We start from the raw sequence: 10,907 nt of genomic DNA on the forward strand, positions 1-10,907 counted from the left end.
ATAGAGCTCCGTGTCGTGGTAGGGATTCCAGCTTTCCATGGCGTAGGTATCGGTGGGACGCAACCATCTGAACCGGTTCAGGCAGCGGCTTTCCAGGATGGTTCCGTGCGCTGATCGAACCGAACCTGTGGGCGACGACGCTTTTCCTGTGAGCAGCGGCCGCCTCGGTTGTTCGTGGCTCGCGCCTGTATTAATAGATGCGCCCTTTTTACATCGCGTTGTCAAAGGGGGCGAGAATGATAGCAAAGTGGACTGCGGCACTGCTGATGGGCGCACTGGCGTGGGGATCCTGCACGGCGCAGGCCGAAGAGGCGCGGCCGCCAGTCGCCGACAAGGTGGTGGCCTACCAGGGCCAGCAGGGGCTCAAGGTCTGGACCCTGCGTATCGGCGAAGCGGCGGCCGGCGAAGCGCTGTTGCAGGTCGAAGGACTGGACCACGACTGGGACCGCCTGATCCACAAGGTAAAGGTGGAAAAGAGCGCCAGGGACAGCCGCTACTCCACCGAACTGAACGGCAGCAAGTATGTGATCCTGATCGTGCGCGACGGCTGGGGCGAACTCTACCTGCCCGGCGAACAGCAGACGCGGCAGGTCGCCTATAGCGAGGCGCTGTCGTCCGCAGGCGAGCCCCAGGCGTTCCTGACCGACTACCTCGAGCAGAAATAAACGCGGATGAGCCACGATACGCTGCGGGTAAGGCTGCTCGCGTTCCTCTTCCTGATTCCCCTGGCGCTCTACGCCTGGTCCGCCGTGCAGGCCTTCCGGGTCGACTCGACCCTGCGCGACGAACAGTTCATGCGCGACTGGAGCGCCTCGGCGCGCAACGACCCGGACGCCGCCGGCGCCATTCCCCGTCACCTGTTCCGTCCGGCCTATGGCGTCGAAGGTCATCTTCACCAGTTCGCCGAAGACGCCGAGGCCATCCGCCGCGACCATCCCTGGCTGGCTCTGCGCGGCTGGCTGGCCGCTATCGGCAAGCTCTGCGCGCTGGCGTCGGCACTGGTCGCGGCCGCCTTGCTGGCGAAACTGGAATACGACGGGCGCCGCTCGATGCGCTCGCAAGCCTACCTGCTCGGCCACCTCGCGCCGGCCTGGCGGCACCTCGGTCGACTGGTCCCGTTGCACGCCGGCCTGCTGGTCGCCGCCCTGGCCAGCCAGTTGCTCTACGAAGCGCTGTGGAGCTACAGCCACTGGCACAGTCACGGTTTCGTCGCCCTGCTCTTCTCACTGCCGCTGTGGCTGCTGTTCCTCGGCGGCCTGCTCATGCTGCGGCGCCTGCGCGGAGAACTGCTGCCGCTGGAAGAACCGGTGCTCCACCTGCTCGGCCGCGAACTCGACCGCGTCGCCGCGCCCGGCCTCTGGCAATGGCTGGGACAGATCGCCGACCGCGCCGGAGCGCCGCTACCGGACCATGTCGTCACCGGCATCGAGCACTGCTACTTCGTCACCCAGGCCAAGGTCCTGCTGGCACCCCGCGGCATTCCGCTGGAGGGGCGTACCCTGTACATCCCGCTGACCTATGCCTCGGTCATGAGCGAGGCCGAAAGCGCCGCGATCATCGGCCACGAACTGGGTCACTTCGCCGCCGGCGACACCGCCCACGGTGCATCCCTGTCGCTCCTGCAGCGGCAGGTGCGCCTGCGCATCGAACGCATCGCCGCACCCGAGGATGGGCGTGTCGGCCTGCTCGGCAAGCCGGGCCTGTGGGCCGCGCTGTACTTCCTCGATCGCTTCGAGCGCGCCTACCTGCACTGGAATCGCCGCCAGGAACTGGCCGCCGACAAGGTCGGGGCGCGGGTAGCCGGCGCGCGGGTCTTCGCCATCGCGCTGCTACGCACCTGCGCCCTGGCAGGACTGATCGAACGCCTGCTGGCCAGCCCGCAGACGCGCAACCTGGTGCATGCGCTGACCGACCATCTGCGCGGGAACTCCCTGGAACTGGACGAACACGACAGCGCTCGCCGCCTGGAACACCCCTTCGACAGCCATCCGCCGACCTACCAGCGGATCGCGGATCTTTCCCTGGCGCTCGACGACGACCTGCTGCGGCAGGCAAGGCGCATCGTCAGCGCCGACGACACGCAGTGGCTCAACCGCCTGCTCGATGCAGGCCACGGGGAAAGCCGGTGATCCCGCCGGGCGCGCAAGCGCCCTGCCCCGCCGGGACAAGGGGCGACGAAGCCACGCGGTTGCGGCGCTTCGTCGCCAGCGTCCCCAACCGGATAAGCATCGGCGCCGCCCGTGGCGCGGCGCCGCTGTCCGCCCTGCTCGGCCTGCTGCTGCTCGGCGGCGCCTGGACCTTGCGCGACCACCCCGGTCCCGGCCATGAGGCGGCGGCGCTGTGCCTGCTGGCGGCGGCCGCCCTCCTCATGTGCCTGGCCTGCCTGCAGCGCAACGCCAGGAGCGCGCCGTTCCTCGTCCTCGGCCAGGGGCGCCTGCGCGCCCGCAGCCTGTCGGCGCCGCTGGACCTGCTGGAGGTCGCCGACCTGCGCCTGGAGGACGGGGTCTGGTTCTCCGCGATAGTCCTCGAACTGCACGGCAAGGCGCTACCGGCACCATCCACGCGCCCGCTCGATCCGTTCGCCGCGCGTGCCGTCAGCGAATGCCGGGACGGCCCACGGGTTCGCCTGCTGTCCCCCGGCTGGCGCCTCAACGGTCGCAACCTGTCGCTACTGGAAGCCGCGGAGGTCATCGACCTCTACCTGGACATCGCCCGCGCCCAGGCCCGGCTCCGCCAACTGGGCGAGATCCCGCCCAGTGCTTCCTCTTCACTCCCAACTCCAAGGATATTTCCATGAGCAACCAGGAACCCCGGGACCTCGTCTCCAACCTCGCCGAAACCCTCGGTGCCGAACACGAAGAGCTGAACCAGGCGAAGACCGCCGAGGTCATCGCCCACCTGGAGCGGGTGATCGCCAACGTACCGCCGGCCACCGAGTTCACCAATACCCGCAAGTACGTGGTGCTGGGTCCGCTGCTGAGCATCGTGCCCTTCATCATGACCGGCATGTGGTTCTCCCAGGGCAAGCCGGGGGTCGGCGTCGTCGGCTTGCTGCTCGGCCTGTTCGGGCTGTTCCTCGGCTACCAGCATCGCAACTCCGGCAAGACCCCCTTCATGCGCCTGACCCGTACCCAGCTCTGGGCCGACAGCCTGTCGGCTCCGGTCGAGCTGGCCGACGTCATCGATTTCAGCGTCAAGGCCGACATGCTGCAAACCACCCAGACCCTCCACCTGCGGCCCGAAACGCCGCTGCCGACCCATCGCGCCGTACGCCAGGTGTTCGCCTCCCAGGCCATGGCCTTCAAAGGCAAGGACCCGCGCATCACCATCATGTCGGCCGGCCTGCAGAGCGATGGCAAGAAGCTGGACTGCGACGACATGGCGGCGATCCTCGACGCCTACATCCAGGCCGCCCACGCCCAGCGCTACCTGCAACAACTGCGCAGCCAGGGCTGAGTGAAGGGCACGGTCCATCCGCGAAGGCTGCTGCTTTGCCTGGTGCTGGTTCCAGCGCTGCTGGCGGGGCTCGGCGCCTGGCAGTCCTGGCGCGCCGAGCAGCAGGCCGAGCGACTGGGCGCCGCGCAGCAGCGGGTCGAGCGCGCGCTCGCCGAAGCGCGGGCGCTGCCGCCGAGGGCCAGCGTCCGGGTGGACGGCCGGGCCTATGTGCGCGACCTGGCCCTGGCGCGGCTCGACGAGCGACTCGCCGACACACGAAGCGCACAGCGCCTGAATCGCTTCGCCGCCGTCCTCGCCGATAGCGGAGCCTGCCTGGCGGCGCTGGTCGCCGTATTGGGAGCCGTCTCCCTGGCCGGCATCGCCGGCGCCGCACGCAGCGCACTGCGCTCGCGTCGCTGCCTGCTCCTGTGGTTCGAGCTGGGCCGACGCCTGCTGCCCTGCCTGCTCCTCGCCCAGATCGGCCTGCTCGCCCTGGCCCTGGCCTGTGCCGGAACGTTCGAGATCCTCGGGCTGTGGCGGGTCGGCCAGGTTCCGGTCAGCGAAGGACGCACCCAACTGAGCGTGGCGCTGATCCTTCTCGGCCTGCTGGCGTCGGCGTGGCAAATGCTGGCGAAGATCAGCCGCTTGCGCCTGCGCCCGGCGCCGGCCCTGGATGTCATCGGCCGCCGGCTGGGCGAAGAGGATGCACCGGAACTCTGGACGCTACTGCGCGAGCTGGCGGCGCGCCTCGACACGCCAGCCCCGCAGCACCTGTTGGTAGGTCTCTGCGACGGCTTCTACGTGACCGCCAACCGCGTCTGCCTGCAACCTTCCGGCGAGCATCTGGAAGGACGCAGCCTATACCTCTCGCTACCGTTGCTGGGCCTGCTGGACCGCGCCGAACTGAGTGCAGTGATCGTTCACGAACTGGCCCACTTCGCCGGCCGCGACGCCCATTACAGCCTGCGCTTCCTGCCGATCTACCAGGGCGCCGCGAGCCAACTGGCCGCCATCGAGGAGCAGGAAGCCAACGTCTTCGAACGTGCGGCACTGGAACCGGCGCGACTGTTGGCCGGGTACTTCCTCGAACGTTTCGGCCTCGCCGTGAACCACTGGAGCCGCCTGCGCGAATTCGCCGCCGACCGCCGCGCCGCACAACTGGCCGGTGCGCCGGCGATGGCCTCGGCCCTGCTGCGCAGCGCGGCGGCCGGCGCGCCGATACGGGCGTTCCTCGAACACTGCCTGCTCGCTCCTGCGCGCGCGCCGGACAACCTGGTGGACGCCATCCACGTCTACCTGGGCCAGTCCGGCCTGGAAGCACCGGCCCCCGGGGCGGAGGGACTCCAGGTCCATCCGCAGGATACCCACCCTCCGCTGGGCCTGCGCTGCACGGCGCTGGGAGAGAGCTTCGAACGCACCTGGGCCGGGACCGCCGGCCGGGCCGTTCCGACACGACCGCCGAGCCAGGCGCTGGGCGTCTGGTTCGGCGCCCCCCTGGCGTTGAGCCGAGCGCTCAGCGCCGACCTGCTCGGCAAGACCTGTGAGAATCCCCATGCAAGAAACTGACGAAACCCTCGACGAACTGCCGCCGCTGGAAGCCCGCTGCGAGATCCGCGAGGTCTCGCGGGGCACCGCCTGCGTTGCCCTGCTCGCTGGCCTGGTGGCTGGCGCCACCGGTCTCTGGCTCGCTTCGCTGCCCCACGCCTGGCGCCTGGCCAGTGGCCAGTGGCTGTTCTGGCTGCCAGCCGCGCTGCTGCTGGGCGGCGGCCTGTACGCCTGCCTGGCGGGCGTGTTCCTCTACCGGCGCCACGGCCAGGTTGCGCTCACCCTGACGCCGGAGAGCATCGCCTTCGCCAACGCGCCGCAGGTACCGATGTACACCTTCCAGTCGGTGGAGATCGAGCGTGGGCGCTGGTTGGAACTCACCTTCTCGACCACCTTCGATTGCACGGCACCGCGCTTCGACAGCCATGCCCGTTTCGACCCGCGGGCTTTCGCCCGCCCCGAAGCCCGTGCGGTGGCCGGAGGCAAGCGGGTCAAGCTGGCACTCTGCGGCGCCGCGCTGAACGGCCAGAAAATGGAACTGGAGCCACTCGCACGACTGGTCTACCGGTACATCCTCGCCGGCCATCGCCAGCGCGCCCTGCAACATCATCGCGCGCCCGGGAGCGACGGCAGCGGTGCCTGAAGCGAGCAACGCTCAGGCTGCGCGCTGGCGTTGCCAGTCCACCGCGGCTTTCAGGCGCGCCACCACCTTGCGCACGAAGAGCGGGTCGTCCGCCACGCAGAGCTCCGCGCTGACCCACTCCGGCCAGCCGGTTCCCTGGCGCTCGCGAGCCCCCAGCAGGCGCTCGACTTCGTCGCGCACGGCGCGCTCCAGGCGTTCGCTGGCACGATTGCGGGACAGGTGGAGGCGCAGGCAGGCCTGTTTCTCGCGCTCCAGGGCGTGGCGTCGGGACAGCGGCAGTTCGGCAAGGTTGTGGCTCATGATCGGTGCTCCTTGTCGCGCAGGCAGGCGATTTCCGATTACTGTACATTAATACAGTAATCGGAATTGACGACGCTGACAAGGGCTGGCCGGGTAGCGCGAACAAGCGCGCCCGGCACTTCAGAACTGGTATTCGACCCCGGCTCCCGCGTACCAGGACAGCCCGGGGGCCGCTTCGTAGTAACGCCGGTTGCCGTCGCCGACGATGACCGAGCCGACGTACTGGCGGTCGAACAGGTTGTCCAGGCGCACCAACTGGTGGAAGGTCCAGGCACCCAGGCGCTGCTCGAAGCGGGTGCGCCAGTTGAATACCGCATAGCTCGGCGCAGCCTTTTCGCTGTTGCTGTCCTCGACGTAGACCTGGCTGCGGTACATGCCTTCCCAGCCCATGCTGATGCCCGCCGCGGGCTTCCATACCAGTTCGCCGAACAGGCTGCTTTCCGGCACGCCCGGCAGGTGCTTGCCCTTGCCGATGGTCTTGCCGCCGGCCTCGAAATCCGAATCGTAGGTGGCGGATAGCCGGGTATAGGCCAGGTTGGCGTTCCAGTGCTCGCTCAGTTCGCTCTCCAGGCCCAGTTCGAAGCCGCGACGCAGGGTCTTGCCGGCGTTCTGGTAGCTGGTGCGACCGCCGAGGGAGCTGGCGACGACGATCTCGTCCTCGGTGCGGATCTGGAAGATCGCCGCGTTGACCCGCGTATTGCCCCACAGGCGCGCCTTCAGCCCGGCTTCGTACTGGCTGCTGGTGGCTGGCTTGAGGCCGAAGTTGAAGACGTCCGGCGCGTTCGCCGCCACCGGCGCATAGGCCATCTCCGCCTGGGTCGGAGTCTCGAAGCCCTTGCCGGCGCTGAGGTAGCCGTGCAGGTCGGGGGTGAAGGCGTACATCACCGAGAACGACGGGGTGTTCTTCCGGTAGCGCCGCGAGCCGCTGGCATCGCCGTTGCTCAGGTAGCGGTCGTCGACCTCCATCTTCATGGTGCTGTGGCGCACCCCGGCCTGCAGGGTCCAGGCGTCGATGGCCCAGCTCGCCTGCAGGTAGGGATCGAGGCTGGTGGCGGTGTCCACCTCGTCGCGGCGCAACTCGCCCTTCACGCCGAGCTGGTCGCCGTTGAAGTTCTGGTAGCCGCGACGGTCGTCGCGGCTCTGGTCGTAGTCGAGGCCGACGGTCAGGTTCAGCTCGCCCGGCGCCTGGCTTACCGGTTGCAGCCAGCGCACGGTGCCACCGTGGAAGTCGCGGTCGAAGTCGATCACCGCGCCGTTTCTCTGGCAACGCGGATTACTCTCGCATCCTATCTGCTTGGGTATCGCCTGATACTGCACGACACTGCGCTTGCCCACGTAGGCGTTGACCTGCAAGGTCGCCTCGCCGAAGTAGCGCTCGTAGTTCATCCCGGCCTGCTGGTGGTCGATGCTCTTGCGCGTGTCGTACAGCTCGGCGTTGGCGGTGACGGAGCGCGGGTCGTGCTTGTAGGCGTCCCAGGTCTGCCCCAGCGGATCTTCAGTGTCGTTCTGTTCCAGGCTGCTGTAGATCAGCGCCAGGCGGCTGTCGGCGTCGGGCCTGAAGTTCAGCTTGGCGAAGGTCTGGTCGCGGCGCGCGGCGCTGTGGTCGCGGTAGCCGTCGGTGTCCATCCGCGAGGCATCCACCAGGAAACCGACCCCGTCGCCCTCGCCTTCCGTGTACAGGTGGTTGCGGCTCAGGCCATCGCTGCCGACGGTGGTTTCCGCGCCGACCCGCGGGGCGCCCTGGCCGTCGCGGGAGAACATCTGGATCACCCCGCCGGCGTTGCTGCCGTAGATCGTCGAGGCCGGCCCGCGCAGTACCTCGATGCGCTCGGCGACGTCGAGGTTGAGGGTCGCGGCCTGGCCCTGGCCATCCGGCGTGCTGGCCGGGATGCCGTCGGCGAGCAGCTTCAGCCCGCGGATACCGAAGGCCGAGCGGGCGCCGTAGCCGCGCGAGGAGATTTGCAGGTCCTGGGCGTAGTTCTGGCGGTTCTGCACCACCAGGCCGGGTACCCGTGGCAGGACTTCGGAGAGGTTGATGCCGAGCTGGCCGTCGGCGATCTGCCGGCGCTCGATGCTATCCACCGAGAACGGCAGGTCGAAGGTGTCGCTGGGGTTGTAGCTGCCGGTCACCACCATGGGTTCGAGGCTGCGTCGCTCCTCGCCCTGGGCGGCGCAGGCGATGGCCAGGCCGCAGAGCGCCAGGGAGCCGGGCAACAGGTGGGAGACGAAGCTGGGACGGGGTCGGGACGGCATGCAGGGTTCCGCGGATCGCAAGGTATCGAAGGGGCTTTGCCAAGGGCGGGAACGCGCCTCCCCTTGGCAAAGCCCCTTCCGGGCCGAGGCCCGGAAGGCCGGGAGCCGGTTATGGGCTCCCGGTGGGCGGGTCATTGCCTGGGCAGGGCGTAGGCGATGATGTAGTCGCCCATGCGGGTGCCGAAGGAGCCGTGTCCGCCAGCGACGATCAGCACGTACTGGCGACCGTCCTTGCCGGTGTAGCTCATCGGCGTGGCCTGGCCGCCGGCCGGCAGGCGCGCCTGCCAGAGCTGCTTGCCGTCCTTCACGTCGTAGGCGCGCAGGTACTGGTCGAGCGTGCCGCTGAGGAAGGCCACGCCGCCGGCGGTGGTGATCGAGCCGCCCATGCTCGGTACGCCGACGGTGAGGCCGATCGGCACCGGGGTGTTGTCGCGGCTGGTGCCGTTCTTGTGTTGCCAGACGACCTTGGCGGTGGTCAGGTCGATACCCGCCACGTCACCCCAGGACGGCGCCTGGCACGGCAGGCCGATGGGCGACATGAACGGATGCATGATCACCGCGTAGGGCGCGCCGGTGTTCGGCTGCACGCCGCTGGTCTCGCCCTCGCGCTTGCTTCCGCTGGGCACCTTGTCGCGCGGCACCATCTGCGAGACGAAGGCCATGTAGTTGGGGCTGGTGAAGAGGATCTGGCGTACCGGGTCGACCGACACCCCGCCCCAGTTGAACACCCCGACGTTGCCCGGATAGATCAGGCTGCCCTGCTCCGACGGCGGGGTGTACTGGCCCTCGTAGCGCAGCGAGCGGAACTGGATGCGGCAGAGCATCTGGTCGAACGGGCTGCTGCCCCACATGTCGCGCTCGGTCAGCGGCGGGCGCAGCAGGTTGAGGTCGGAACGCGCCTGGGTCGGCGCGGTATGGTCGCCCTCCACCGCACCCTGCGGCGCCGGCACTTCGCGGATCGGCACGATCGGCGTGCCGTCGCGGCGGTCCAGCACGTACAGGCTGCCCTGCTTGGTCGGCGCGATCAGCGCCGGCTTGACGCCATCGGCGGTCTTCAGGTCGAGCAGGGTCGGCTGGCTGCCGACGTCCATGTCCCACAGGTCGTGGTGGGTGAACTGGTAGTTCCAGCGCAGCTTGCCGGTGTTCAGGTCGAGGGCCACCAGGCCGGCGCTGAACTTCTCGGCGCCGGGGGTGCGGTTGCCGCCCCACTGGTCGGGCATCTGGTTGCCCAGCGGCAGGTAGACCTGGCCGAGCTTCTCGTCGACGCTGGCCAGCGACCACATGTTCGGCGAGTTGCGGGTATAGAACTTGCCGGGAGCCAGGGGCTCGGTCTCGTCCGGGTTGCCGCTGTCCCAGTTCCACACCAGCTTGCCGTCGTGCACGTCGAAGGCACGGATCACCCCGGACGGCTCGTTGGTCGACTCGTTGTCGGTGACGTGGCCGCCGATGATCACCAGGTTGCGGGTGACCGCCGCCGGCGAGGTGGAGTAGTAGCCGCCCGGGGTGAACGGACCGATGCCGGCCGTCAGGTCGACCGCGCCCTTGACCCCGAAGTCCTCGCAGACCTTGCCGTTGTCGGCGTTGATCGCGATCAGGCGGGCGTCGGCGGTGGGCAGGAACAGGCGCCGCGGGCAACTGGCGGCGACCGCCTTGCCGGCCTCGGAGAGCGCCGCCGGCGGCGCGCCGACGTCGCTCCTGGCGTACTGCTCTTCGTCGTAGTAGGAGACGCCACGGCAAGTCATGTGGGCGAAGCCCTTGAAGCCTACCGGGCTCTGGATCTGCGGATCGAAGCGCCAGATTTCCGCGCCGGTGTCCGGGTCGAGGGCCAGCACCTTGCTGTGCGCGGTGCAGGCGTAGAGCATGCCGTTGACCTTAAGCGGGGTGTTCTCGTTGGTCAGTTCGAGCGGATCGTCGGCGGTCGGCAGGTCGCCGGTACGGATGCGCCAGGCTTCCTCGAGCTGGCCGACGTTGGCCGGGGTGATCTGCTTCAACGGCGAGTAGCGGTCGCCGAACTCGGTGCGGCCGTAGGCCTGCCAGTCGCCGTCCGGCATCGCCGGGGCGGTGCTGGTCATGCCGCTGTCGCGGTCGATGCGACCGACGATCTGCCCCGGATTGGTGAACTGGCTGCCCACCGCGGCGGCGCCGGCCAGGACCACCGCCACGCCCAGCGCCGCGGTGCCCAGTGGCGCCGGACCGTCGGCCAGCAGCGGGCGGCGGAACCAGGGTAGCCAGAGCAGCAGCCCGAAGACGAACCACAGGGCCAGGCGCGGCACCAGTTGCCACCAGTCCAGGCCGACTTCCCACAGCGCCCAGACGGTGCTGGCGAACAGCACCAGGGCGTACAGGCCTAGCGCCGCACGCTTGCCCAGCAGCAGCAACAGTCCGCTCAGGGCCAGGCCGATGCCGGCCAGCAGGTAGTACAGCGAGCCGCCCAGGCTCGCCAGCTTGATGCCGCCGGCCAGCAGCGCCAGGCCGGACAGCAGGATCAACAGGCCGAGCAGGCTCGGCAGCAGGCGCGATCGACTGCGGTTACCTTCGCTCATCGTCCGGTACTCCCTTCGGGGTTGATGACAGGCATTGCTTACTCTCCTATTACGTCTGCACGCCGGGCTGTTCAGCCCGCCGCGCCGCGTTGGGCGGCGCTGAAGAAATGGCCGCTGGCCATGACCGAATCGCGGTTGTCCGAAGCAATAGCCTAGAACACCGTCTGGATCTTGATCCCCGCCACCAG

General features: G+C 68.9%; 9 protein-coding genes. 6 read left to right on the forward strand and 3 right to left on the reverse strand.

Annotation, left to right across the window (positions count from 1 at the left end; translation table 11 throughout):
• Window positions 1-236 precede the first annotated feature (236 nt).
• Genes HMPREF2886_RS02890 through HMPREF2886_RS02915 form a run of 6 tightly spaced genes read left to right on the forward strand, consistent with a single transcriptional unit; the run spans window position 237 to window position 5,623 of the window.
• Window positions 237-665 carry a hypothetical protein gene (locus tag HMPREF2886_RS02890; protein ID WP_033978842.1) on the forward strand — a complete coding sequence of 143 codons (429 nt, stop codon included), beginning with the start codon at window positions 237-239 and terminating at the stop codon, window positions 663-665.
• 6 nt (window positions 666-671) lie between these two features.
• Complete coding sequence (locus HMPREF2886_RS02895) at window positions 672-2,129, forward strand: M48 family metalloprotease (protein ID WP_070746770.1); 1,458 nt, start codon at window positions 672-674, stop codon at window positions 2,127-2,129.
• Window positions 2,126-2,797, forward strand: coding sequence for a hypothetical protein (locus HMPREF2886_RS02900; protein ID WP_070746772.1), 672 nt, complete (start codon window positions 2,126-2,128; stop codon window positions 2,795-2,797). The genes HMPREF2886_RS02895 and HMPREF2886_RS02900 overlap by 4 nt, the downstream gene beginning before the upstream one ends.
• Window positions 2,794-3,456, forward strand: a complete 663-nt coding sequence (locus tag HMPREF2886_RS02905) for a hypothetical protein (protein WP_003089328.1) — start codon at window positions 2,794-2,796, stop codon at window positions 3,454-3,456. Before HMPREF2886_RS02900 ends, HMPREF2886_RS02905 begins: the two co-directional genes overlap by 4 nt.
• Window positions 3,457-5,001, forward strand: coding sequence for a M48 family metallopeptidase (locus HMPREF2886_RS02910; protein ID WP_070746775.1), 1,545 nt, complete (start codon window positions 3,457-3,459; stop codon window positions 4,999-5,001).
• Window positions 4,988-5,623, forward strand: coding sequence for a hypothetical protein (locus HMPREF2886_RS02915; RefSeq protein WP_070746777.1), 636 nt, complete (start codon window positions 4,988-4,990; stop codon window positions 5,621-5,623). Before HMPREF2886_RS02910 ends, HMPREF2886_RS02915 begins: the two co-directional genes overlap by 14 nt.
• Before the next feature lie 12 nt (window positions 5,624-5,635).
• Here HMPREF2886_RS02915 and HMPREF2886_RS02920 read toward each other — a convergent pair whose 3' ends face one another.
• The 3 genes from HMPREF2886_RS02920 to HMPREF2886_RS02930 form a co-directional block, all read right to left on the reverse strand.
• Window positions 5,636-5,923 carry a hypothetical protein gene (locus HMPREF2886_RS02920; protein WP_003113759.1) on the reverse strand — a complete coding sequence of 96 codons (288 nt, stop codon included), beginning with the start codon at window positions 5,921-5,923 and terminating at the stop codon, window positions 5,636-5,638.
• A 120-nt stretch (window positions 5,924-6,043) separates the two neighbouring features.
• On the reverse strand, window positions 6,044-8,176 hold the full coding sequence (locus HMPREF2886_RS02925; RefSeq protein ID WP_070746779.1) for a TonB-dependent receptor family protein: 2,133 nt from the start codon (window positions 8,174-8,176) through the stop codon (window positions 6,044-6,046).
• 131 nt (window positions 8,177-8,307) lie between these two features.
• Window positions 8,308-10,719: a glucose/quinate/shikimate family membrane-bound PQQ-dependent dehydrogenase gene (locus HMPREF2886_RS02930; RefSeq protein WP_003089344.1), complete on the reverse strand. Its 2,412-nt coding sequence runs from the start codon at window positions 10,717-10,719 to the stop codon at window positions 8,308-8,310.
• Window positions 10,720-10,907: the final 188 nt, after the last annotated feature.

Source organism: Pseudomonas sp. HMSC066A08 (genome assembly GCF_001813025.1).
Taxonomy (GTDB): Bacteria; Pseudomonadota; Gammaproteobacteria; order Pseudomonadales; family Pseudomonadaceae; genus Pseudomonas; species Pseudomonas aeruginosa.